The sequence below is a fragment of the Paenibacillus hemerocallicola genome, from assembly GCF_006265175.1.
In the GTDB taxonomy this organism is placed as follows: domain Bacteria; phylum Bacillota; class Bacilli; order Paenibacillales; family NBRC-103111; genus Paenibacillus_AB; species Paenibacillus_AB hemerocallicola.
In genome coordinates this window covers 35,277-60,667 of the sequence record NZ_VDCQ01000029.1, presented here as the reverse complement: position 1 = coordinate 60,667, position 25,391 = coordinate 35,277, and the positions used below count along the sequence as shown (strand labels likewise).

The 25,391-nt window shown below is 56.8% G+C and carries 17 protein-coding genes and 1 pseudogene; 16 read left to right on the top strand and 2 right to left on the bottom strand.

The window, feature by feature from the left end; translation table 11 throughout:
- Positions 1 to 29 precede the first annotated feature (29 nt).
- From FE784_RS20310 to FE784_RS20295, 4 genes are read left to right on the top strand one after another with little or no spacing between them, the layout of a single operon-like run.
- A complete protein-coding gene (locus tag FE784_RS20310; RefSeq protein ID WP_176706384.1) occupies positions 30 to 1,334 on the top strand; it encodes an ABC transporter substrate-binding protein in 1,305 nt (434 codons plus the stop codon).
- A 42-nt stretch (positions 1,335 to 1,376) separates the two neighbouring features.
- Positions 1,377 to 2,633: an aspartate aminotransferase family protein gene (locus FE784_RS20305; RefSeq protein ID WP_139604059.1), complete on the top strand. Its 1,257-nt coding sequence runs from the start codon at positions 1,377 to 1,379 to the stop codon at positions 2,631 to 2,633.
- Complete coding sequence (locus FE784_RS20300) at positions 2,630 to 3,373, top strand: amidohydrolase family protein (protein ID WP_139604058.1); 744 nt, start codon at positions 2,630 to 2,632, stop codon at positions 3,371 to 3,373. The genes FE784_RS20305 and FE784_RS20300 overlap by 4 nt, the downstream gene beginning before the upstream one ends.
- Positions 3,370 to 4,173: an amidohydrolase family protein gene (locus tag FE784_RS20295; protein ID WP_139604057.1), complete on the top strand. Its 804-nt coding sequence runs from the start codon at positions 3,370 to 3,372 to the stop codon at positions 4,171 to 4,173. Before FE784_RS20300 ends, FE784_RS20295 begins: the two co-directional genes overlap by 4 nt.
- 102 nt (positions 4,174 to 4,275) lie before the next feature.
- On the opposite strand, the gene FE784_RS20290 is transcribed toward FE784_RS20295, so the two are convergent.
- Complete coding sequence (locus FE784_RS20290; RefSeq protein ID WP_281287134.1) at positions 4,276 to 5,625, bottom strand: extracellular solute-binding protein; 1,350 nt, start codon at positions 5,623 to 5,625, stop codon at positions 4,276 to 4,278.
- Positions 5,626 to 6,249: 624 nt separating this feature from the next.
- Between FE784_RS20290 and FE784_RS20285 the strand changes: the two genes are divergently transcribed.
- From FE784_RS20285 to FE784_RS20265, 5 genes are all read left to right on the top strand, one after another.
- Entirely contained in the window at positions 6,250 to 7,575 is a 1,326-nt protein-coding gene (locus FE784_RS20285) for an ABC transporter substrate-binding protein (RefSeq protein WP_139604055.1), read from the top strand.
- Positions 7,576 to 7,614: 39 nt separating this feature from the next.
- Positions 7,615 to 8,610: a hydroxyacid dehydrogenase gene (locus tag FE784_RS20280; RefSeq protein WP_139604054.1), complete on the top strand. Its 996-nt coding sequence runs from the start codon at positions 7,615 to 7,617 to the stop codon at positions 8,608 to 8,610.
- Positions 8,611 to 8,773: 163 nt separating this feature from the next.
- The gene (locus tag FE784_RS20275; RefSeq protein WP_139604053.1) at positions 8,774 to 13,588 is read left to right on the top strand and encodes a hypothetical protein; all 4,815 of its coding nucleotides are present in this window, start codon (positions 8,774 to 8,776) and stop codon (positions 13,586 to 13,588) included.
- A 159-nt stretch (positions 13,589 to 13,747) separates the two neighbouring features.
- Complete coding sequence (locus FE784_RS20270; protein WP_176706382.1) at positions 13,748 to 15,163, top strand: extracellular solute-binding protein; 1,416 nt, start codon at positions 13,748 to 13,750, stop codon at positions 15,161 to 15,163.
- A 505-nt stretch (positions 15,164 to 15,668) separates the two neighbouring features.
- Positions 15,669 to 17,072, top strand: coding sequence for an MATE family efflux transporter (locus FE784_RS20265; protein WP_139604051.1), 1,404 nt, complete (start codon positions 15,669 to 15,671; stop codon positions 17,070 to 17,072).
- 146 nt (positions 17,073 to 17,218) lie between these two features.
- Here the strand turns inward: FE784_RS20265 and FE784_RS20260 are convergent, their stop codons facing one another.
- The gene (locus FE784_RS20260) at positions 17,219 to 17,734 is read right to left on the bottom strand and encodes a hypothetical protein (RefSeq protein WP_139604050.1); all 516 of its coding nucleotides are present in this window, start codon (positions 17,732 to 17,734) and stop codon (positions 17,219 to 17,221) included.
- A 169-nt stretch (positions 17,735 to 17,903) separates the two neighbouring features.
- On the opposite strand from FE784_RS20260, the gene FE784_RS20255 reads away from it, so the two are divergent.
- The 7 genes and pseudogenes from FE784_RS20255 (at position 17,904) to FE784_RS20230 (ending at position 25,386) form a co-directional block, all read left to right on the top strand.
- Positions 17,904 to 18,146, top strand: coding sequence for a YolD-like family protein (locus tag FE784_RS20255; protein ID WP_139604049.1), 243 nt, complete (start codon positions 17,904 to 17,906; stop codon positions 18,144 to 18,146).
- A gap of 216 nt (positions 18,147 to 18,362) precedes the next feature.
- Positions 18,363 to 20,129, top strand: a complete 1,767-nt coding sequence (locus FE784_RS20250) for a 5'-nucleotidase C-terminal domain-containing protein (RefSeq protein WP_139604048.1) — start codon at positions 18,363 to 18,365, stop codon at positions 20,127 to 20,129.
- An 851-nt stretch (positions 20,130 to 20,980) separates the two neighbouring features.
- Entirely contained in the window at positions 20,981 to 21,790 is an 810-nt protein-coding gene (locus FE784_RS20245; protein ID WP_139604047.1) for a nucleotidyltransferase domain-containing protein, read from the top strand.
- A gap of 28 nt (positions 21,791 to 21,818) precedes the next feature.
- Positions 21,819 to 21,923: pseudogene (locus FE784_RS42905) on the top strand (hypothetical protein); the annotation flags it as partial.
- A gap of 172 nt (positions 21,924 to 22,095) precedes the next feature.
- A complete protein-coding gene (locus tag FE784_RS20240; protein ID WP_139604046.1) occupies positions 22,096 to 23,100 on the top strand; it encodes an ABC transporter substrate-binding protein in 1,005 nt (334 codons plus the stop codon).
- 430 nt (positions 23,101 to 23,530) lie between these two features.
- A complete protein-coding gene (locus FE784_RS20235) occupies positions 23,531 to 25,177 on the top strand; it encodes an AraC family transcriptional regulator (RefSeq protein ID WP_139604045.1) in 1,647 nt (548 codons plus the stop codon).
- Positions 25,177 to 25,386 carry a hypothetical protein gene (locus FE784_RS20230; protein WP_139604044.1) on the top strand — a complete coding sequence of 70 codons (210 nt, stop codon included), beginning with the start codon at positions 25,177 to 25,179 and terminating at the stop codon, positions 25,384 to 25,386. Before FE784_RS20235 ends, FE784_RS20230 begins: the two co-directional genes overlap by 1 nt.
- Positions 25,387 to 25,391: the final 5 nt, after the last annotated feature.

The window sequence follows — 25,391 nt, the reverse complement described above, 5'->3', positions numbered from 1 at the left end:
CCCATTATACAGAAACAAGGAGGGGTCCAATGTTCAACAAACGCAAGTGGTACGCATTATTGATTTGTTCTATGGCAGCGCTCACCGCATGCAGCGGCGGCAAGGACGACAATCCCGGATCGGCGGCGCTGGAGAAACCGAAAGAGCCGATAACGCTGACGATCCATGGCGGAGGGGTGACCGAGGAGGAGTTCAACAGCCGGTTCAAGGAAGTACTCGGGAAGAAGTTCCCGCATATCACCGTGAATTACGTAATCAATGCCAAAGGCACTATGGTTCCGGAGATGGTGGCGGCCGGTACGATTCCGGATATTATCCGGACGGATATTTCGACGCTGCTCAGCAATTATTTGGACCTGGGCTTGGGAGAAGATTTGACTCCTTACGTCAAGAAGTACAATTACGATCTCGCGCGCTTCAACAAAGTATTTATGGATGAGCTCGTCGCGCTTGGCCGCAGCAACGCCTTGTATGGGCTGCCCGTGCCGCCGTACTTCCCGCATGTGCTGTATTACAACAAGGATTTGTTCGACAAATTCGGGGTCCGATATCCGAGAGACGGCATGACCTGGGACGAAGTGTACGAGCTTGCCAAGCAGATGACGAGGATCGATAACGGCGTGGCGTACCGCGGATTCAGCTTTAATCCGGGAGCAACGCTTCGCGACAATCCGTACTCGCTGCCGATTCTGGATCCGAACGCCGATAAGTTGGCCGATCAAGAGAAATGGAAGCTCATCTTCGAAAATTACTTGCGGTTTTTTCAAATACCGGGCAACGAGATTGCTGCCAACAATTCGGCCGAAGCGGGCATGTTCGGCAAGGGAACCGTCGCGATGCAGGTTAACCAGCACAGCGTGTATCAGAATATCCCGCCGGAAGTGAAATACGACTATGTCGCCTTTCCGTCGATGAGCGGCGCGCCGAAGCTGATGCCCCAGCGCGGTCCGGCCTACTTCTCGATAACGAAGCAAAGCAAGCATAAGGACGAGGCGTTTCAGGTCGTCCTGGAGATGCTCTCAGACGAGATCCAGATGAAGGATTCGCTAGCAGGCCTTCCTACGACGCTCGCGAGCAAGCCGATCCAGGACGCTTTGGGCAAGGAGCATGCCGTGTACGGCAAAGTGAATATGAACGCGCTCAACGCGAATCAGCCCGCTCCGTTTACCCCAAAGCGCAAAGCGGAGTTGCCCGATGTGGCGGGGGCGACGCAGCTGGCCTTGCTCTATCAATCGTTCTTCGATGCGGCTCAAGGAAAAACCGATCTGAATTCGGCGCTGCGACAGCTGGACGAGAAGCTGAAGCTGGAAGTCGACAAGGAACGAAAAAAATAAAAAGGCTGGCAGCCATACGGATACGGAAGGGTGGAAGAAACTATGCCGAATGAACAGCTGACACATTCGCAGCGATGGACGGAACGATTGAATGCTTCGATTCCTTGGGGATCGAGCACGGGGTCCAAAGCTCCCCAGTATGCCCCGGAAGAGCCCGGCGTCATTGTGCGAGGCGACGGATGCCGGGTATGGGACGCCGACGGTAGGGATTATATCGACTTTCGCAACGGGCTTGGTCCCGTCACGCTCGGATACCGGTATCCCGCGGTCAACGAGGCCATTCGCGAGCAACTCGAGCACGGGATCGTATTCGGTCATCCGCATCCGCTGGAGGGCGAGGTTGCCGAGATGTTTTGCGAGCTCGTCCCTTGCGCGGAGCAGGCCCGCTTTCTGAAAACCGGCGGGGAAGCGATCGCCGCCACGATCCGTCTGGCTCGTGCTTTCACCGGCAGGGATCATATCGTGCAGATCGGCTATAACGGCTGGCTGAACGGGCTTGCCGTCGGCGGAGCTACGCTGCCGGACAGAACGACGGCCGTGCTGCCGGGCGTCCCGCATGCGCTGAGCGCCTTGCACCATGCTTGCCGCTGGAACGATATCGCCGGCTTGGAGAAGCTGTTCGCGGAGTACGACGGCCGGATCGCCGCCGTCATCGTAGCGGCAAACTATCCCGACATGGAAGCCGGGCACGCGTTTTACCCGGCACTCCGCGAGCTGACCGCCAAGCATGGCTCCCTGCTGGTCTATGACGAGATCGTCACCGGGTTCCGCATCGCCATTGGCGGCGCGCAGCAATATTTCGGGGTTGTGCCGGATCTGGCCGTATTCAGCAAAGGCATCGCCAACGGCATGCCGCTATCGGTCTACGCGGGAAAGCAAGAAATCATGTCCTGCTGCGCGCCGGGCAAGGTGAGCATTTCTTCCACGTTCGGAGGCGAGACATTGTCGCTCGCCGCGGCCAAAGCATGCATGAACGTATATAAGCAGCAAGATGTCGTCGGCTTCCTGTGGAAGCAGGGCGAAGCGATGTGGGGCGGCTTGCAGCGCTTGTTCGAGCAATACGGCGTGCCGATCGCGTTACGCGGCTTCTGGCCTTGTCCGAGCTTAGCGGGCCAAGGGGTCGAGGGTGCGGCGGCGTTGAAGCGGTTTTTCCGGCTTGCCTACAAGCACGGGGTATCGATGTACAATACGTCCTATGTCAATTTCAGCCATCGGGATGAGCATATCGAAGAAGCGTTAAACCGATTGGATCGGGCGTGCAAGGAATATACGGAGACGATGGAAGGGGAAGCGAAATGATCGATGCGCACATTCACTTGAGCGGTTCCGACCTTTATCCCGGCGTATTGGAGGAAGGGGACCGACTCGGAGTCAAGCTGTTCGTCTGCAGCTCGGTCGTCACGATCGGATATTATCCAACCTTCGAGCGGATCAGCAGGGCAAACGACGATTTGGTCGCCGTCATGGGCCGACATCCCGAACGGATCGCCGGGTATTACTACGTGAATCCGCGTCACGGAAAGAAAGCGCTCGACGACTTCCGCAGGCGGTTCGAGGATCAAGGCATGATCGGGCTAAAGCTGTGGGTGGCTACGCTGTGCGACGACCCTCTCGTTTATCCGTTTATCGAGCGAGCGATCGCTTATCGGGCTCCGATTCTCGTCCATGCGTGGCGCAAGACGGTCGGTCAGATGCCGTACGAGACGACGGCCCTGAACGTGGCCAATCTGGCAAGCCGCTATCCGGAGGCGAGAATCATTATGGCCCACATGTCCGGTCAGGTGGAGTCGTCGATGAATATCGTGGCGCCGCACCACAACGTGTACACCGATACGTCCGGCTCGCCGATCGGGGGCGGCGAAGTAAGCATCGCGGTCAAGCGGCTTGGCGCGGAGCGGGTCATCTTCGGTTCCGATCTGCACGGAGCCGACCTCGCGAGCAATATCGGCAAAGTGATCGGCGCCGGGCTGACGCCGGAGCAGAACGAATCGGTCATGGGCAAAAATATGGAGCGTCTATTGGCGGAGGTGGCGAAATGATGCACTTGTTGGAGCCGTTCGTACGGCAGCAGGCTGTCGATTTGACGGCATTTATAGGCCAATGGCCGACACGGCTGGAAATACGGGCAGGTGCGGACGACTTGTCCGCGATGGCCGACAAGTACGGTTTGGAAGGGATATGCGTCAGCCACATCGCCTCTGTCTTCGGCTTCGATACGCGTTCGGGCAACGAGGCGCTGTTCGCCGAGACGGCGGCGGACGGACGGCTGTGGCCGGTCGCCATTCTCAATCCGGCGGAAGCCGCCTGGGACCTGGAGTTGGAGTGGGCCGTACAATCGGGCGTCCGCGGTATCCGGCTCGTGCCGGGCTACCATGATTACAGTCTGCTCATTCCGCAGGTAGGCGAGCTGGCCGGCCGGCTGAACGAGCTCGGATTGCCTCTGCACGTAAGCGCGAGGCTGGAGGACGACAGGCTGCAGCATCCGCGGTTCAGAGCGAAGGCCGCTCCGTTTCACGAGCTGGCCGAGCTGCTCCGGCTGTGCGGCGACTTGCCGGTCGTGATCAGCGGCTTGAAGGTGAATGAATGGGATCGGGTGAAGGAGCTGTTGAACGACGGCCATCATACGGAGCGCGTGCTGCTCGACTTGTGGTTTACGAACGGGCCTTTGGCCGCTATAGCCGCATTGTGCAGGAGCGGGCAAATGAAGCTGGCGGCGTACGGCTCCTGCACGCCGATCCAGGTCATGGAGGCGACCGCGCTGCAATTGGCGTCGGCGAATATAAGCGATTCGGATAGAGCTGCGTTATGTCGTGGCAACGCGCGACGGCTGCTCGGTTAAGCGGTATATCCCATTAAGCTGTCGTACAAAGAAAGGAGCATATCGGCCTGCGTTATCGTCGCAGAGTCGGTATGCTCCTTCGAGCGTTGCGTGGCTTCTCGTTCAAAATCGTTCGGCTATCGTCTCCGCGTCCTCCAGCCCGAGCCAGAACAAACTCATCTCCGCCCGTAATTCGGCTTGATCGGCGGACTCGATCAATTCATGCATAAAATAATTGCGGTCGATCAAGCCGTTGCCGACATTGATCGTTCTCAAATAAGCTTGCGATCTGACGGCCAGGTTCACAGCCTCCAAGACGGATAGAAAAGGGGTGCGGTCGCAGATCGTTTTCTGAACTTCGGCTTCTAGCGCCGTCTTCACGAAGTCCATCGACAGTTCAACCTCCTCATTGGCTTTCGGCACCATCAGAAAATTGGCTTGCATGAGCGTGGATTTCGTATCTCCGAACGGCAGCGGGGCGATTTCCGGCGCAAAGCCGAGCTCCCGGTCTCCCCAGCTCGACATTTCGAACAGCGTTGTCAGCGTCATCGCCGATTTTCCGTGAATAAACGGATTGGCCAGATTCATGTTGTCGTGGTAGACGGTAGAGATCCGTCGTCGATTCAGCCAGTCTTGCAGGACGGAGAGCGATCCGGAAATGATTTGCTTGTTGTTTTTGCCGGAAGGGCGCATTCCGTTTTGCAGGGCAAAGACGAGCCAGCGGTTATATGACGAGAAGAAGCTGAAGCCGTACCGGTTGATTTTGCCGTCATGCGCGGAGGTCAGGCTCTCGGCCGCATTCATAAAGTCGTTCACGTTCCAATGCGGCTTGGGCGGCGGGATATCGCCGGCTGCGAACAATTCGGGATTATAGGCCAGACAAACGGGCGTAAATGTAATCGGCGCCGCAGCGATTCCCTCTTCGCGACGGAAAGCGTTGCGGATTTTCGGGTACACCCCGGATAAAGCATCCCCGAGCAGCGGCTCGAGATCGACGAAAGTCGATTCGGCTTCAAGCTCCCGGTATATCCTGTCGGAACAGAACACGACGTGCGGGTTGTAGCCCATTCGTTCCGATTGTAAGATCGAATCCCAATATCTCGCCGCAGGCAAGCTCAGCACATTTATATCTACGCCCGGGTGCTTGCGGCGGAACGCATCGCAAATGTACGGCAGCCCGGAATCGACGAAGAAGGCCGGATAAGGAGCGAGAATGCGCAATACTTTGCGGTCCGCCGCGGGAATGGAGAAATCCGGCGGGACGAACGTGCCCAGTCCGACCCTCTTGGCGATCATTCCTTCCTTCAGCAGCTCGTCCAGCGCCCGTCTGACCGATTTCCGGCTCATGCCGTATTGTTTGCACAGCGCGCTTTCCGGCATAATGAATTCCCCGGGTTTTATCAGGCCGTTCATAATTTGTTCTCTTAATAATCTATATAGCTTCAAATATATAAAATCGCCGTTTCGTTTCATTGGCTTCCAATAAATCCCCTTTCGCCGCGCCTCTGATAAGCAGGAAATACTTTCATTATACACAATGCGGGACGAATGATTCATCGGGAATCTATACTTTGAATAAGCATCGAACCTCGGCCCCCCCCTTTTTTTTTACAAACCTCTCCCCGCTTAGGAAGACCAGTCTCCTTTTGTTCGTGCATTGTGCCGTTGCAGTTTTGGGAAACCAGAGAATTGCGTCGTAAACCAAACGAAATCTGGTTTCTTAGTATTTATAGTTGGGAACCACGATTGGCGGATCTTTTATTCGTAAATCGGTTTTTGAAATTATTTTAAAAGCATATAATCCTTATATAGCAAAGATGTATCCGTTTTCATTTGAAACGATCATGCGAACTTTGTTGAACGTTGGAAATAAACCAGTTGACAAAAAATGAAGCGCTTTCTAAAATGAAGTTGTAGCTTATTGGGAACCACGTATAAACCAATCAACTAGAGCGGCATCGTGGGAGCGATAAAGGGGGAGGTGAACGGGCACCAGCGCGACCAGCGCGAACGGCAGTCCGGGATTCGCGTACGGATATAGAAGATGTATGAATATGTGAACATGCAATCAAACAAATTAGTTGGGGGAAAGCTGCGATGAAAACAAAAAGCAAATTGGTAGCTCTTACCTTGATGACTTCCGTACTGGTTTCGGCCTGCGGCGGTCAAGGAAGCGGAGGTACGGGGGCGGCCGGCTCGACGGACAAGAAAGCGGAGGAGAAGCCGAAAGAGCCGTATACGATGACGATCTTCACGGCCGGGGTTTCGCAAGAGGAGTTCGACAAACGTTTCAGCGCCACGCTGAAGCAGAAGTTCCCGCACGTTACGATCGAATATATTATGAGCGGCAAAGGACAGACGATATCCGATCTGGTCGCCGCCAATAAAATACCGGACATTATCCGGACCGACGTCCCGACGCTGCAGACCGGGTATCTGGATTATAAAATCGGATACGATTTGACCGAAATGGTTAAAAAGTACAAGTACGATGTTAATCGTTTCAACAAAGTGTTTATTGACGAAATCGTCGATGCCGGCGGCACCGGCGCCCTTTACGGCTTGCCCGTACCGCCTTATTTCCCGCAAGCGCTTTATTACAACAAGGACTTGTTCGATAAGTTCGGCGTCGCTTATCCGAAGGACGGCATGACGTGGGATGAATTGCACGAGCTGGCCAAGAAGATGACGCGCGTGGACGGCGGGACGGTATACCGCGGCTTCAGCGCCAATCCGGTCAACACGCTGCGCGACAACGTGCTGTCGCTGCCGATTCTCAGTCCGACTGCCGATGGATTGCACGATTCTGCAAAATGGAGCACGCTGTTCCAAAACCTGCTCCGGTTTTACCAAATCCCGAGCAATACGATCGAGAGTACGTCCAGTCTGGAAGACAAAGCGTTCAACAAAGGCAACGTCGCATTGATGACGAACCAGCATAACATTTATCTCGTCATTCCTCCGGAAGTGAACTGGGATATCGTATCCTATCCAAAGTTCAACGACGGACCAAATTTGATGCCGCAGCGCGGACCCGCCTACTGGGCGATTACGAATACGAGCAAGCATAAGGACGAGGCGTTCGAGATGATCATGGCGATGCTGTCCGACGAATCTCAGATATCCGACTCGAAGCTGGGCATACCGACGACACTGAACAATCCGGAGATCGCGAAGGTGCTCGGTCAGTCCGATCCGGTCTACAGCAAGAAAAACATGAATGCGATCAACTTCTATAAACCCGCCAACTATACGCCGAAACGCAAAATGGGGGAAGTCACCGTTCCGGGAGGAACGCAGCAAAACCTCGTAGGCAATGCTTTCATCGAGGTGGCGCAAGGCAAGAAGGATATTAACACGGCGCTGCGCGAGATCGACGAGAAGCTGAAGGCGGAGCTCGAGAAGGAAAAGGCAAAAAAATAACAGATAGCTTGATCGACGAATAGGAGATGGAGAAGGAACATGGGAGTCAAAATAGCCATACTGCCGGAACCGAGAATACAGGAACGAATCTTTGACGATTCGCATTGGAAGCAGCTTGAGGCCATTGGTACCGTCGTGCGAAACGTCAAGGAAGGTTCGCCTCAGCCGGAAACGCTGAAGGAAGTGATCGCAGGGGCCGACTTCGCCATCACCTCATGGGGATGCTCCAAATTGACGCAGGACATTCTGGATCGGACTCCGGGGCTCAAGGCGGTTATGCATGCCGCCGGAACCGTCAAAGGAATCGTAACTCCCGAGCTGTGGGAGCGGGGCATCCGCGTTTCGAGCGGCAATGGCCCGCTTGGCAGGGGCGTCGCCGAGACTGCGCTAGGACTGACCATTACTTCGTTGAAAAATATGTGGCAGCTCTCGCAGACGACCCGCGGCGGAGGCTGGAACGCAGGCAAGGAGCGGATCCGCGAGCTGTATCAGGTAACCGTCGGAGTCATCGGCGCAGGTCAGGCCGGCAAGCATTATATCCGTTTGCTCCGCAACTTCGAGGTAACCATTATGGTCTACGATCCGATCATGACGGACGCGCAGGCGACCGAGCTCGGAGTGATCAAGGCGGAGCTGGCGCAGGTGCTCGCGACGAGCGACGTCGTCTCCATTCACGCCCCGTCGATTCCCGAGACGTATAAGATGTTCGATCGCGATCGGCTTGCTTTAATGAAGGATGACGCGATTCTGATCAATACGGCGCGCGGATCGATCGTCGATGAGGATGCGCTTGTCGAGGAGCTGCGGAAGGGCAGACTGTTCGCTTGCCTCGATGTGACCGATCCGGAGCCGCCGGCGCCCGATCATCCTTTTCGCAGCCTGCCGAACTGCATTTTGACGCCGCACATTGCCGGAGCGGTCAATAACGGAATCAAGCGCATCGGGCAATTTGCGATTGACGAGGTAAAGCGCGTGCTGGCGGGCGAGAAGCTGCAGGGCGAAGTGAAAGAGGAGCAAATGAGCGTTTTGGCATAACAGGGAAAGGCTGCCGCATGAGTAGACATCATTGCGGCAGTCTTTTTTAGTTGTTTATTTTCGGAGGAGGTGATAGGATGCGCCGCTAATGATCGCGTGATGAATGATTGAACATCGGCTTATCGCGAAGGGAACACAAGTTTCGGTTCGGGAGGGAGTATGAATGATGAGGTTCCACAAGTTTCGGAAATGGCTTAATCCGGCGGCGGGCAGAGGGGCGCTCAGTTTGCTGTTGGCCGTCGTCGTCGCTTTCGGCGGTTTGCTCGCCGGGCTGCCGGGCAACCGGATTGATGCCGCCACGGGGGAAATCGCTTATGATTTCGAGAATTTCAGCCTTGGCCCGCTGAACGGACAGCAGGGCTGGACGAACGCAAGCGCGGAAGTGACCGTAACGGATCAAACGTATGCGGTCAGCGGCACCAAGACTGTAAAAATTATGGACAACGACAAGACGAAGGCGATGGGCGGCCGCGTGGCGTTCGCGCCGGTCGAACGGGGCAGCGTGGAATGGTGGGTCAAGGCGGATACGGCCGACCGGCTGGTCATGCTGCTCGAAAGCACCGGTCCATCGGGTACGAAGCCGGTGGAGTGGATCGGCCTGCTGGCCAACGGGACGATCGAATATTATAACGGCGCCGCGCGCGTAACGACCGGGGAAACGTACGAGCCGGGCAAATGGTACCGGTTCAGGGTCGACTTCGACGCTGCGGCCGGGAAGAAAACGATAACCGTTTTCGACGGGGATAAGCCGCTTCTGATCCGCAAGGATACGGCTTTCCGCGATACGGCCGCGACATCGGTCAATTTGCTGCGTTTCGCCACGATATCGACCGGTCTCGGCACGTTTTACTTGGACAATGTCCGTATCCGCGACGCGGCGATCGCCCCGGCGGGAAGCTTGCAAAGCTTAAGCTTCTATCCGGAATCGCTGAACGTGAATGTCGGACGTACGGAGCCGGTTTATTTGTTCGGCCATTACACGAATGGAGATGTGCGGCTTATGAATGACAATACGGTAGTCTACGCGTCCGAACGACCGGATGTGGCGACGGCCGTCGGCGGAAGCGTCAGCGGAGTATCGCCCGGTGCGACGGTCGTAAAGGCTACTTACGGAAGCGCTCAAGCTTCTCTCGACGTCAATGTGTTCAGTCCGAACGATATACCGCCTTATCATAACTTGCCGATGCGGCCTCTGCACGGCGCCACCGATGTTCACGGTCTGCAGATCGTAGTTCCCGAGGATGCGGCCTGGCAGGCGCTCGGCACAAGGATCGCGGATGCGCTGCAAAGCCGCTGGAACGTACAGGCCAGCGTAGTCGGACCGAATCGCGACAAGTTCCGCGACGGCTGGGCGGGCTCCGCGATCGTACTCGGGACGCTCGGCAACAACGAGCAGCTGGCCCGGCTGTACGGACTGCGCATGTCTTATGCGGATGCGGTATATCCGGGCGACGGAGGCTACCAGCTGCAGACGGTAATCGATCCGTTCGGGCTCGGCGGGAACACCGTCGTCATCGGCTCGAGCGATCTGGAGGGGGCCGGACTCGGCACGGACCGGCTGCTGCAAATCGTCGGAGCGCAGAGCGAGGCGGTCATCCCGTGGCTGTTCGAAGCGAAGCTGTCCGCTCAGGCGGCCTCTTACCTGCAATATGACGGCAATCCGACGCCGGCCAACGTCCAAACCGCGCTGAACTCGGTCAATACGTGGCTGTCCCGGCTGAAGCCGAATGCGAGCAGCGAGACGGATGCCGCATCCCTTCACTACGTGCTGTCCCGGATCAAAATATTCGGCGAAAATTATTTGCTGACCGGTCATGCCGGCTTCGGAGAAATTTACAAGAAGCTGCTTGTCGGCTATGCCAATTATGTGAACCGGTATCCCGCCGAAGCGAGGACGCAGTTGAACGAAAGGCAAAATATGTGGACCGACGGCGATACGATCATCCAGAACTGGTCGGTGCTGGAGGCTTCGCCGATATTCAGCGCGCTCGAGCGCAAGCAGATCGTCTCGGCCTTCTATATTACGTACGAAGCGAACTCCAAGGACGGCTATTTGACGAAAGCCGAGGCCAGCGGTCCGCGCTGGAATCACCAAATATTCCCGGCGCTGTCCCTGATTGCGGGGAGCACTTACTTCGGCGGCTACTACGATTTGCCGGAGACGGCGGCGTGGAGGCAGCTGGGTGAACGGATTTTTACCGGCAATACGTCCTATATCAGCTTGGACGAAGGATCGGATTATTTGATGCACGTGCCGATGACGAATATCGATTACGGCATGGCGACGGGCAATCTCGATTTCATCGCCCGCAGCTTGCGTCCGAGCGCCGATCTGAACGCGCTCATGATCGATAATCTGGGCACGATGTCGGGCGGCGGCGATACGTATCCGTTCGGCTACAGCAACGCCTACTCGTGGGGACATTCGCAGGTGATGAATGCGGCGACGCTGTTCTACGGCGATCCGCTGTACCGCTTCCTGCTCGAGAGGACGAGGACGGGGCCGTTCCCGGGGCAGCGAATGAGCGATCTGGACTACCCGATTCACCGGTATACGCCGGTTAAACTGAGCGAAGCGGCCGAGCCGCCCGAGGGAGCTCATCCGAAGCTGCAGGCTTACCCCGTCGAGCAAGGCATCTACGACGATCTGCTTAGCACGGAGCAGACTCAGCTCGACGTCGCCCTCCCGGATTCGTTCCACAAGATGACGTTCCGCGAAGGCTTCGGCCCGGACGACAGCTATTTGATCGTCGACGGCTTCTCGGCCGGCGCGCACGGGCATCAGGACGGCAACGCCATTCTCAATTACAGCGCGAACGGCCGGTTGTTCCTCACCGACCGCGATTATATCGAGAATACGCCGGAGCATCATTCCGGGCTCGTGATCGTGAAGGATGGCGAGCAGCAGAAGAAGCCGCCTCTCGCCAAGCTGCAATGGGCGGCTGACATCGAGGGGATCGGCGTAAGCCGCAGCACGGTGCCGAACTATAACGGTACCGACTGGGAGCGTTCGATCATTAGCCCGAACGGCTCGTTCTACTTGATCTACGACCAGATAAAGCTGAATGAAGCCGGCAGCTATGTGCTGAAAAACAATTGGCAGACGATGGGTACGCCGAAACTCCGCGACGACCGATTCGAGGCGGAGCAGCAGGGCGTCTCGATGACGATCGAAAGCTTGGACGATTCGGAATTGCGGACGATCGACCGGTACGGCCATTTTATGAAATATTGGAAATCGGAATATCCGTATCCATATGCCGACAAGGAGACGGTGCTGAGCGAGGTGCTGGAGGAGCGCGGCTATGCGGCCGGGGAACAGGCCGGCTTCATCAATGTGCTGTCCAGCAGCAAGGAGGACGGACCGAAAGTCAATACGCGGCGGTTGAATGACAGCACGCTCGAGATCAAGCAGCGCAACAAGCAATGGTATGCGGTGCAGTCCGCTCTCGATACGGCCGATTTCGGCTCCGACGGGAAGTTCCATCTGATCGGCGAGGGCCGTCTGCTTGCCGCCGAAGCGACCCGGGTGCGCATCGGCTCGCAAACGCTGCAATTCGCCGAGCCCGTCATGTTCGCGATGGATACGTCGAATGGCGAATGGGCGACGTATGCTCTGCGAAGAGACCGGGTTCAATACGATGCCGAAGGCGACCCGATCCGGGGCGGAGCGTTGGAGAGCGGTACCGCCGCGTGGAATCGGCAGATGGATCAGCGGCTCGAGCGGGCGCTGAAGGAGAGAGAGCGTCCGGGACAAGGGAAGCCGCGAGGCGGTCAGGACCGCGATCAAGATGGTTATGTCGCGAATGACGATAACGGATATGACCTTGTATACGACAACAACGATTACGGTCGCGACCGTGCGGGCGATCGTCCCGGCCGTCCGGAAGGTACGCGCGATTGGCAGCGGGTATACGCATTTTCCGAGCGGGCGACGGACAGCGCTTGGGGCGATTTGAATGGCGACGGCAAAGAGGAAGCCGTACTTGGCGGCATCGGCGGAAAAGTGCAGGCGATAGACGAAGTGGGAACCGTTCTATGGACGTTCCCGGCGGCGGGACGCGTGAACGAGGTGACCGTCCAGCAGTTGAACGGCCAGCCGGTCGTATTCGTCGCAACCGAGAATTGGTACGTGCATGCGCTGAATGCCCAGGGCCAGGAGCTGTGGAATTACAAGTTCCCGAGCGACACCGCGCATCGCGAGCGCAAGGGCAATCTGCTGGGCATCACGAACGTAAGGGTCGCTTATGTGAACGGAGCGGATCAGGCCCCGTGGGTCATGGTCGGCTCGCAGTTCCGATACATTTACGGACTGGACGCCGCCGGCAAATTGCAGTACGAGGATTTGCTGTATTATTACGGCATCGAGGATATGGAATTCGCCGATTTTGACGGCGACGGCAAGGATGAAGGGATGTACGCGCTGGAGTACGCCTACTATGCTTACTGGAACGAAAAGCAGGTTACCCGTGGGGGAACAGGTGGAGGACCGGGCTGGAAAGTCGCGACTCTGTTCCGGCACCCGAGCGCCGGCGCCGCGCCGGTCATCGCCTTCGGCACGAAGCAGAGCGAGGTCCGGTTCGTCGGCTATAACGGCAAGCTGCAGGAGAGATGGAAGCGGAACGTCGGCGGCGAGGTGAATGATATCCGCCAAGGCGATTATAACGGTGACGGCATACCGGAGCTGTTGGCCGGCTCCGACGGCTTCCAGTTCTATGCGCTGAACCCGGACGGCACGGTTCGCTTCCGCACCGCCATTGCGGACCGCGTACTGCAGGTCGACGGCTCGAACCAAAACGGTACGGCCAAATATTGGGCCGCGGCCGATAACGGCTTGCTGGTCCGGCTGTCCGACCAAGGCGCGATTGAGCAAACGGTCCGCTTCCGGCATCCGATCGCGGCGCTGAAGGCCGGAGAGGCACAATCGAAGCCATGGATCGTGCTGGACAATGGCGAAGTGTATCGTTATCGCCGTTAAGGGATAGCGGAATGAATGTGCGGCTCGATTCGTCCGGAACGGAGAAGCTCTGTGGAGGCTTCTCCGGCATGAAGGGCGAGTCGAGCCTTTTCTTGAAGCGGCCTGCAACTTCCTGTATGCTAAAGTACATAATATATCGAACAGATGGTGGCGGGAAACATGGAAGATTCGGAGAAACCGAGCCGCAGGACTTTTCAGGCGAGATTGGAAGGCATGGTCGATGCCATTCGGAACGAGATCATGACCGGGGTGTTCCGTGAGGGGGATTTCCTCCCTTCGGAGAAAGCTTACGCCAAACAGTACCGGGTCAGCAACAAGTCGGTCCGTCAAGGATTGGAAGTGCTCGTAGCCGAACGATTGATCGAGAAAATACCGAGAGTGGGCAACAAAGTAGCCCGATTTTCCCGGGACGACACGGTTGTCCTGAAGTTCGGCTGCCACTCGTCGCTGTACCAAGAGGCGATCATGAAGACGCTGATCGCGGAGTTTCACAAGGCGTATCCCGGCATTCGCATCGAGTTGACTCCGACTACCTCCACATTGAACACGTACGGCAGAGTCAAGGCGATGATGGACGACGATGCGCTAGATGTCTTTACGATGAATTACAACGGTTATGACGACTTCAGATTGAACGACGGGTTGGATGAACTGGAGACCTTCGAGCCGAATCCGCATATATACCCGTTCCTGACCGAGGCTCTGACGAATAAAGGACGGCTGAAGGCGCAGCCCTTTGTATTCTCTCCTCTCATTTTATGCTACAACAAGGATCACTTCCGGGAGAAAGAGGTGCTGGAGCCGGACAGCGGCTGGCGATGGAACGTTCTGTTCGAGCAGGCGTCGAAGCTGACGGTGGAGAACGAACGGCTCGGCTTCTATTTCCATTTTCCGTCCAGCAACCGTTGGCCCGTATTTCTCCTGCAGAGCGGTATCCCTTTCGAACGGGACGAGAAGGGGAGCTTTTCCATTAACGGCGAGCAGCTGACGGAGAGCTTGAAGGCGTGCCGCGAGCTGATTTATTTGCAGAATCGGTTTCCGCTCTTTTTGTCCGAGAAGGATGGCGATGCGGAAGAGCTGTTCTTCAGCGAGAAAGTATCGATGATTATGACGACGTATTTGGGCTTGAACCATCATGAGCGCCGCAAGGAGTTCGAATACGATATCGCGCCGCTGCCGTACTTGAACGATTCGAAGACGCTGCTGCTGCTCATCGGACTGGCCATCAACGCCAATTCGAAGGTAAAGGACAGCGCCCGGATTTTCGTCGATTTTCTGGTCTCGTACCGGACGCAGCTCATGATCCGCCAGAAAACGCTCAGCATACCGGGCTTGAAGCCGGCCGCGGAATGGACCGGCAAGGAAAGCATCTACCGTCCTTCGCGCTTCCATATGTATCGGGACATTATCCCGACATTCCGGACGTTCGGCGCCCTGAACATGTCCATTAAAGAGCTGGACATGTTCTACCGCGAGGCGAAGCTGTACTGGTCCGGACTGGAGACGGAGGAAGCCGCCACGCAGCGGCTGGAGCAGCTGCTGTCCAGACGGAACGCGCAGGTAAGCGGCGTGTGATCGGTGACAGTCGGCAGTCGAGTAAGCAAGCGGTGAGCGCCCGGGAGTAATGGTAAGTGTCGGTGTGCCCGGGGATAGCCGAGTCAAGCGATTGGTAAGTGCCTGTCGGCAGGTTGGGAGCCAATCGGTATTGGGCGATGGTAATAGTGAACCAAATTCCCAAATTACCTAAATGCGTTAATTCGCCTGTTTTGGGCGGGATTCCGAAATTACTGAACCAAATTATACTATTGCTGAGCCTAAGTTCGCCAATAGTGGAATTTGGTTCATTGTTTTGTCTGAACGCTCGCATGCAGCAGAATGAAGGAAATTAAGTCAGGAAAGCGCACCGTACCTGCGTTTGCTTCGTCGAATGCGAGTGCAGCCGCAATTGTTCCAGCGAGGTCCGGAGGAATCCTCATCCAGTCTTCACAAATCATAGATAGAAACATTTGTTCGATTCGGACTCGTAATGTTCTCCGCCAGGAGGTATAATGGAAGCCACAATCCCAGTAAGGAGAACCGTATGAATCCGTCCAAACTAAAAGGCAATCGCCCTTCCTTAACCGAAGGACCGATCGCCAAAACGTTGTTTTTATTTTCTCTGCCCATCCTGCTCGGCAATGTGCTGCAGTCTCTGAACGGCTCGATCAATGCCGTATGGATAGGCAAATTTTTGGGCGAGCAGGCGCTAGCCGCCACGTCCAACGCCAATATTCTGATGTTTTTGCTGATCAGCTCGATTTTCGGCATTGCCATGGCCGCGGTCATTTTGATCGGGCAAAATCTGGGCGCCAAACGAGTAGAGGAGGCGAAGCGGGTCGTCGGCACGAGCGTCGTATTTTTCGCTGCGCTCTCGATCGTTGTCGGCGGAATCGGAGTTATATTTTCTCCGGCCATCCTTTCTTGGATGAATACCCCGCCCGACGCGATGGAGCTTGCGGTCGCGTATACGCGCATCTTGTTTGCCGGAGTTCCTTTCATGTTCGGCTATAATCTGGTGATGGCCGTATTGCGCGGGTCCGGCGACGCCAAGACGCCGTTTTATTTTTTGCTGCTGTCCGCGGGTCTCGATGTCGTGCTCAACCCGCTGCTCATCCAAGGCATGGGGCCGTTTCCGCAGATGGGCATATCGGGCTCGGCTATCGCTACGTTTATCGCGCAACTGGTCAGCTTCGGCCTGCTGATCGTGTATTTGTATGCCAAGAAATATTTCCTCCGCATTACCAGAAACGATCTGCACCTGTTGACCTTGAACGGGGCCATCTTGAAATCGCTGATCGCCAAAGGGCTGCCGATGGGGATCAATATGGTCGTCGTCTCGCTCAGCAATTTGCTGCTCATTCATCTCGTCAACCGATACGGCTCCGAAGCGTCGGCGGCATTCGGAGTAGCCAACCAAATATCGGCCTACGTGCAGATGCCGGCGATGGCGATCGGCGGAGCGGTCACTTCGATGGCGGCTCAAAATATCGGCGCCGGCAACTGGAATCGGGTTCATCGGATAACGTGGAGCGGCGTGGGCTTCAATATCGTATTGACGGGCTCGATCGTGATCCTGATTCATTTGTTCAATCGGGAAGCGGTAAGCCTGTTCCTCCCGCCGGAAGGCAAAGCCGTCGATATCGGCGTGCATATTAACAATGTGACCTTGTGGTCGTTCATCCTGTTCGGTATTTTCAATGTGGTGGCCGGGGTCGTGCGATCGTCGGGAGCGGTCGTCGTGCCGCTGGTGTTCACCTTCATCGCCTTGCTGATCGTCCGCATTCCGCTGTCGTATTGGCTTGGCGGTCGTTACGGGTTCGACTCCATCTGGTGGAGCTTTCCGATCAGCTTTGCGATTGCCGCTCTGCTGAATGTGGGGTATTACCGGTTCGGAAAATGGAAGCAGGCCAAGATGCTGGACGGCCAGACGAAGAAGCCCGCATAGACATGGCATGAACGTGAAAAAACCTCCTTAACCGCTGTGGCAGTCGGGGAAGGAGGTTTCTTGTTCCGGGCGGCTTACTTGCGGCCCTATTTCGTAATTCTCCCGGACACGCAGTATGCACGGGAAAGACGGAAGGCGACCGTTCGTTACGCTTCGTACGTCTCCCCGGCCGTGCCGATCTTCGCCGGATCGGTCGGTTTAGAGCGCCTCCATATGTTGTTAATGACGATAATGCCTATAATGACTCCCATTCCGGCAAAGGTCGATATATCGCCGAGCGGGATAATGATAGACCCCAGCCAGCCGATCGAGCCGTACGATAGCGGTACTACGATGAGGCATAATGCGCTTGCCAGAAGGAAGGCGTAGTACAATGCCAGGCAGATCGATCCGATCAAGCGGCCGGTCCACCGAATCCCGATCTTCGCGAGATCGGATAGCGCAAAAAACATGCCGGCGAGCGAAAAGCTGGCGATGACGGCCGGCTCGACGACAACCGTCTCCCGAGCCTTCAATATTCCCAATAAGACATAGCTTAGCGCGATAAAAATCAAGATGACGTCCCCTTGAGCCGGAATGCGGCGCGTCGACTCGGGGAGCTTTGTTTTGACGGGTGTCCGGTTTCTTCTCGACAGTCCGCCTTGAACGACAGGTTCGGGCATACAGATCACGTCCTTCGCATAGCCGTGCTTATCCTTATTTTAACACGGAACGAATAACGTGGGAAACTTGCCTGAGTTTGTTCAGATTTTGTTCAGTGCGGTCTGCTATGATGGTTGGAAGGAGCTGCGTGGGCAAATAAGGAATATAAGAAGGAAGTAGGAGGAGCCATTGATTGTTATTAACGACGAGCTACACCGGGAGAAGGAATCGATACTGATGCGGCTCGAGGAGCTGATGCGGGAGCGGACCTTCGTTACGTTCAGATGTTATTTGGACCAGCGGGATCGGGAGATCAGAGGGATCGTGACGAGAGTCGACCGGGAAGCGGGAGCGATTAAGCTAAGTCACGACGACGGCTTCGACATCATCGAGTTAAGCGATATGATGAGCATCGACTTCGGCAACGAATGATGCGAGCGGGAACGGAATCATAAGCCTATAGGCGCTGAGGGGGGTGTAGCCTTCTCGGCGCCTTTTTTCGCGTCGGGCGGGTAAGCGAAGCGGTGTGCAACTCGGGGTGATAAAGGGCTTTACATAATCTTTACGTCGGGAAAAAATTCCCCGAACAATCGGGTCGTATACTGATTGGGATACTCAGTTCCGACTGATTCGAGGAGGAGAACCGATATGAGACGAACCGGCAAATGGAGCTTGGGGCTGCTTGCACTCGCGCTGCTGCTCATGCTGTCCGTAGCCCAGGGGGCCGCCGCGGCCGAGACCGGGGCGCGGATGATTACGATTTTCCACACGAATGACATTCACTCCAGGGTAGAATCCAGCCAAGAAAATATCGGCTATGCGGAGATGGCCACTATGGTCAAAGCTTACAAAAAGGACCATCCGAATACGCTGCTGCTGGATATCGGCGATACGTTCCACGGCCAGACGATCGCGAATCTGGTCAAAGGCAAAAGTATCGTGGATATTATGAATGCCGCCGGCTACGACGCGATGGTGCCGGGCAATCACGACTTCAACTACGGGTACGCGCGTCTGGTCGAGCTGAGCAAGCTGACCCAATTTCCCGTAGTGAGCGCCAATGTCAAGCAAGCGGACGGCAATCGGCTGCTGAAGCCTTATGTCATTAAGGAAGTGGACGGCATCAAGCTGGGCATCTTCGGCTTGACGACGCCGGAGACCGCCTACAAGACGCATCCGAACAATGTCGAGGGCATCACGTTCGCCGACCCGGCCGAGGAGGCGAAAACGATCGTCGCCGAGCTGAAGGGAAAAGTGGACGCCGTCATCGCGATTGCCCACATCGGCGTCGACGGCTCGAGCGTCGACACGAGCATCAAGCTGGCGAAAGCCGTACCGGAGATCGACGTTATTCTGGACGGCCACAGCCACACGGTCATGGAGAAGGGGACGCTGGAGGGCGGCGTGCTGATCGCGCAGACGGGCGAGTATTTGAAAAACGTCGGCCGCGTCGACCTGGCGTTCGAGAACGGCAAGCTGACTGGCAAGTCGGCGAGCCTCATCTCCAAGCGGCAGTTCGACGAGCAGAAGATCGCCCCGGACCGGACGGTGCTGGATATCGTCGGCAAGGTGAAGAAGGAGCAGGAGAGCGTGCTGCAGGAGGTAGTCGGATCAGTCGGAGTGAAGCTGGTCGGCGACCGCGAAGTCGTGCGAGTGGGCGAGTCCAATCTGGGCAACCTGATCGCGGACGCGATGCTGAGCGAGACCGGCGCCGACGTCGCGATTACGAACGGCGGGGGCATCCGGGCTTCCATAGAAGCGGGACAGATCACGAAGGGGCAGGTTATCACGGTGCTTCCGTTCGGCAATTACATCCAGACGAAGAAGGTAAAGGGCTCGGACATCCGCGCCGCGCTCGAGCTCGGCGTGTCGGCTTATCCGGATTCGCTCGGCGGCTTCCCGCAGGTCGGGGGCGTCGCGTTCGAATTCGATCCGTCCTTGCCGAAGAACGCCCGCATCACTTCGATTCAAGTGAAGGGCCAGCCGCTTGATCCGGAGCAAGAGTACGCGCTCGCCACCAACGATTTCATGGCGGCCGGAGGCGACAACTATACGATGTTCAAAAACTATCCGATCGCGAACGACTTCTCCTCCCTCGAGGAGTCGCTCATTGCCTACATCCGCAGCATAGGGGATGTGCAGCCGAAGGTTGAAGGCCGCATTCGGGTGAAAGCGGCGGCTGCGAATGCGAGTGCGGAGGCTTCGGCTTCTTCTGCTGCAGCGGCGCAGTCTTCCGTACCGACGACTTCCCCCGGTGCAGTCTCTCAAGGTAAAGTATATATCGTGCAGCCGGGCGATTCGTTATCTAGAATCGCCAAGCTGATCGGGACGACCTGGCAAACGCTGCATCGGTTGAATTCGATCCCGAACCCGAACCGGATTTATCCGGGACAGGAAATCGTGCTGCCCTACTGAATGACGGCGATACACGGTAATAAGCGGTTCGTTGCAAGGGAGTCTCCTTGCCGCGGGCCGTTTTTACTTTTGTCGGAGAGAACAGGAGCACTGGCGGAGAGCGGAGCGGAGCGGAACGGAACGGAACGAGCAGTTCCGCTATTTCTTCGGTGGGGGCTTCCGCTGCCGCTTTAAGGAACGATCAGTTCCTCTATTGGCGACAAAAGGTCCTTTTACCGCAGCATTTCCGCGAATAGAGGAACTGAAACTTCCGTTTGCCCCTCCGCGCCCCCCCTTCACGAGACCATAGCGGAACTTATTGTTCCCTACATCCGGCAATAGAGGAAGCGGGACATCCGCAAAAAGGACCTCTGATGCCTGACGACGCAAGAGGGGACCGATAAGGCGCAAGCTCCTTCCGGGGAAACGAATTCGCCTGCCACCGGAACGTCGATCCGACTTGAGATACTCCAAGAGAACCGTCCGCTCGCGTCGAGTCGTAATATTTTCACCCTGTTCATCAAGGCGGAACCGGAGCATAATCAAGACATCGGCAACAAAATTTGCTATTGACAGAAACTGGGTTGCCGCATATGATTTCACTATTCGTTTCCGAAGGGAGGTCCGATCGAGCATGCATCGTCCATGTCCATCATCATTCAATCTTATTCAAGCTCAAGAGATACAGCTCTTTTCGTTTAAACCGCATATGGCGACTACACATCTCATCGGACCCGCCGGTCTGTATTCAGGTGAAGCTTCGCGCTAGCTCCGTATTGTTAGCGCAGTGAATCTTTTGCCCGATTAACCGGCCATGGACGCTTGAGTCCATGGCTTTTTTTGTTTGCATCCGAACGGAGGAGGGGATTGGCATGACCGAGTATACCCGCATCATCAAGCAGGAGCTGCGGCGCATCGAGCAAGAGGAGGGCGTACGCATCGTATACGCGTGCGAATCGGGCAGCCGGGCTTGGGGGTTCCCTTCCCGGGATAGCGACTACGACGTACGGTTCGTCTATGTCCGGCCTGTCGATTGGTATGTATCCATTTTCGAGAAAAGAGATGTCATCGAACGGCCGATCGACGATAAGCTGGATATAAGCGGCTGGGATTTGAAGAAGGCGCTGAACTTGTTCCGCAAGTCGAACCCGCCGCTGCTGGAGTGGCTTCATTCGCCGATACCGTATTACGAGCGCTATTCCGTGGCCGAGCGAATCCGAAGCTTATCGCCGTTAACTTTTTCCCCGAAATCGTGCATGTACCATTACCTGAATATGGCCAAAGGAAATTTCCGCGAATATTTGCAAGGGGAACAGGTCCGCATCAAAAAGTATTTCTACGTGCTGCGCCCGATTCTCGCCTGCGGCTGGATCGAGAAGCACGACAGCATGCCGCCGATGGAATTCGCGCGTCTGGTAGAGGCGCTCGTCCCCGAAGACAGCGAACTGCGCAACGTCGTCGAGAAGCTGCTCGAGCGCAAAAAAGCCGGAGACGAGCTGGATCTAGAGCCGAGACTGAATCCGATCCACGAATACCTTCGGGAGCGAATCGAATATTACGAACGGACGGCCGTCTGCCTAAAGGCCGCCGAGGGCGGCAATGACGCAGAGCTTGACGCGCTGTTCCGGGACGCTTTGCGGGAAGTGTGGCTGCAGCCGCCGTCACATTCCGCATGTACATGATGGCAAAGTAGACAAGGAGGAGATGAACATGGCTATTGTGCAAGTCAGCTCGACCAACCCGGGCTTTTCGTTTCTGATCAAGAAAAATCCGAATACCGGCATGCAGCTCCGTTCTATTCGCAAAGGCATCGCTTCCAGATTCAACACGCCATCGGCCGCTTCGTCGCCTTCGCTGACCTCAATGCAGCCCAATGTCCCACAGTACAAAGAAAACCGCTCTGCTCTCCATGGCGCCGGTTGTCGGACATCCTCTACTATAATGATAATGAGAATTGTTATCATTATAAAAAACGGAGGGAAAAAGGATGTTCAATCGAAAAAGAGGGCTGTCCGGCTGCGCGGCCCTGATCATGGCCGCCATGCTTGTCGCTTGCGGCGGCAATCGGACGGGGGACGGCATATCGCCGGAGAAGCAGAGCGCCGCTTCCGCCAAGCAAGCGGAGTCCGAACAACAAGCGACCGCCGGCAGCGTACCGACAGTCAGAACGGTCAAGCATAAAATGGGCGAAACAAACGTGCCTGCCTCGCCGCAGCGGGTCGTCGCCGATCAATACATGGGCCATCTGATGGCGCTCGGCATCAAGCCGGTCGGCGTCCGTACCGCCTTGCTGGAATCGTATCATTTGAAGGATCGCTTGGCCGGCATCGCGGATGCGGGGGCTCCGTTTATGAATGTGGAGAAGGTGCTCGACCTGAAGCCGGACCTGATCGTGTCGCAGAACGAGAAAGGGTACGAGGATATGTCGAAGATTGCCCCTACGATCGTATTCCCGTACGGCCAGACGAACGCGATGGAGCAGCTGCGCATACTCGGCGACGCGGTGGGCAAGCGGACGGAGGCGGACCGATGGATCGCCGCTTACGAGGAGAAGGCGAAGCAGTACAGGCAGCAGCTGAACGGCATTATCAAGCCTGGCGAGACGGTATCCATCGTCGAGGTGTGGGCGAAGACGATCTACGTATACGGCAACAATTGGGGACGCGGCGGGTACAGTCTGTACAACTCGTTGCAGCTGAAGCCCCCGCTTCGGGTAATAAACGAAGTGATAGACAAGGAGAAGTATGCGGAGATTTCCATGGAGCTGCTGCCGGAATATGCCGGAGACTACATTTTCCTGACCGTATACGGGGCGAACGGGGGCAGCGAGCGCGCGGAGGAGATCAAGAAAAGCGCCATCTGGCGCAACCTCCCGGCCGTCAAAAACAACCGTGTCATCCCGCTCGACATAGCCGTCATGTTCGACGGCGACCCGATCTCGATCGAGAAGCAAATGGACCTGCAAGTGAAGTCGTTGCTCTCGTTCAAATAGTCGACCCGCGTTTAGTTTTGAGTTGGAACTGCCTGTCTGCGGCTGCAAGGCAATGATCTTCCTGAATCGAATGAACGGCGTTAATGAAGTTAACGTTTCGCAGCGTTAAGAAAGGGCGTAGTCGGGCAGCGCCCGATGTGCGTCCTTTCGTGTGCGACAAGCTCGCCTTGACCGATCGATCAAGGCGAAATGCGCAACCGGCGCTTCTCCGGTACTCAAACCGCGAGGAGAAACATTTGCAAGGCTTTCCGATCCGGATGGAGCATTAGCTGCATCCCGCGGCCTCGGCGGAAGGGCGACACGGAGCGGAAGTCTGCCGACGCTTCATGCTGTGTCCCGTCCAGTCTGCTTGTTGCCGAATCGGACGCGTCGTTTTATAATATATTGAGAATGGTTATCAATTAACGCGCGTTCGGGAGAAGGGGATAGGATGCTTCAATCGACGGTAGTTCCGTTTCGTTCCGTCGTATTCGAGCTGATCGGCATTGCAGACCTTGGCGGGGACGAGTATCGACGACCGTTCAGACAGGCGATCGACTCCCACATGCTGCTCGTCGTGACGGAGGGGGAAGGCCGCATCGGGATCGACGGAGTACGCAGCCGGTTGACGAAAGGGCGCAGCTACGGATTGGCGCCCGGGTCGCTGCTCGAGCTCGAGATCGGCGCCGCCTCCGCGTCGCTCCGTGGTTATTTGTTCGTCTACTCCATTCGGGAGACGGGGGCGGCAAGCGCGGCAGAGTCGCTATCCGCCGACTCGGCGAGCATTGCCGCGACCCCCGACACGGCGGACATCGCTTCTTTCTCCGGCGAGTTGGAGTCCGTTCCGTTCGTCCGGCTTCTGGATTGCGCCCAAGCGCTGCATGCCGGGCGGAACGGCGGCGACATGCGTCAACGCATACGGAATCAGGCGCGCTTCCAGGAGATGATGCTGCTCGTGGTCGAGCATATGCATGAGGCGGGGGACGGTCCGGACGTCCGTCGGGCGGTCGAGCGGATCATCTCCCGTATGCAGCGCTCGTACCAGGAAGAGCTGGACGTGGAGAAGCTCGCGCGGGAGGCCAATGTCAGCAAACGTCAATTCACATACTGGTTCAAAAAAATTACCGGGCGCAATGCGACCGACTATTTGAGCGATCTGCGGATCAACCGCGCCAAGCAGTTGCTGCTGACAGACTGCCGTCTGCAAGATGTGGCGCTGGCGATCGGCTACAAGGACGAATTTTATTTCAGCCGGCGGTTCAAGCAGTTGGTCGGACTTTCTCCCAGCGAATACGCCCGGGAGCGGCGAAGCAACCTGCGCATATTCGCCTCGGAGTGTCTCGGCCATCTGCTCGCTCTCGGCATCAAGCCGGTCGGCGCCAAGACGCATTTGCTGCAGCAATATTTCCTGCGGGACCTGGTACCCGGCATAACGGATGTCGCACATCCGATCAGTCAGAACCAGGTGCTGGAGCTGGCGCCGGATCTGATCATAGCCGGCAACGAGCGCGAATACGAGCGCTTCTCGCCGATCGCGCCTACCGCCATGCATCCATATGGCACGCGTACCGCATTCGACCAGTTGCGCGCGTTGGGCGGACTCGTCGGCCGGCAGCGCGAGGCGGAGTCGTGGATCAGCCGGTTCGAAGAGAAGGCCGAGCTTTGGCGCAAACGGTTGTCCGGCGTGATCGGCAGGCATGAGACGGTGGCGGTGGTGGAAATTTGGGCCCATCATATATTCGTCTTCGGCAATCAATGGGGGAGGGGCGGCTACAATCTGTACAACGCTCTGCGGCTGTCGCCGCCTGCGCGGGTAGGGCGGGAAATTATCGACAAGCACAAGTACAAATCGGTAGCGGTCGAGGACCTGCCGCAGTATGCGGGGGATCATTTGTTCCTGCTGGTCTATGAAGCGAACGGAGGCGGGGAGCGAGCCGAGGCGATCCGGCGCGGCGAGATATGGCGCGCATTGCCCGCCGTACGGGGGAATCGGGTATACGAGCTCGATCTGGAGCAGTTTTTGGCCGGCGACCCGATCTCTCTCGACATGCAATTGGACATTCAGGCGAACCTGCTGCTGGAACGCAACGCGACCTGATGTCCGGCCGCTCGCAAACGATCGTCCTTTATGCAGTGCCGTATCGCCGGTCGGGAGCGGTGTACGGATCTTCGCGGAGCGGTCTTTCGCTTGGACGCGGCTATCCGGGGAGGGAAGGCGTTCTCATGAAGGCGGTTGACCGCGGCGTCGCCGAGTGCATGGAAATCCGCCACGCGCTCTATGGAATGACGGCATCCTCCGGCTTATGATCGAA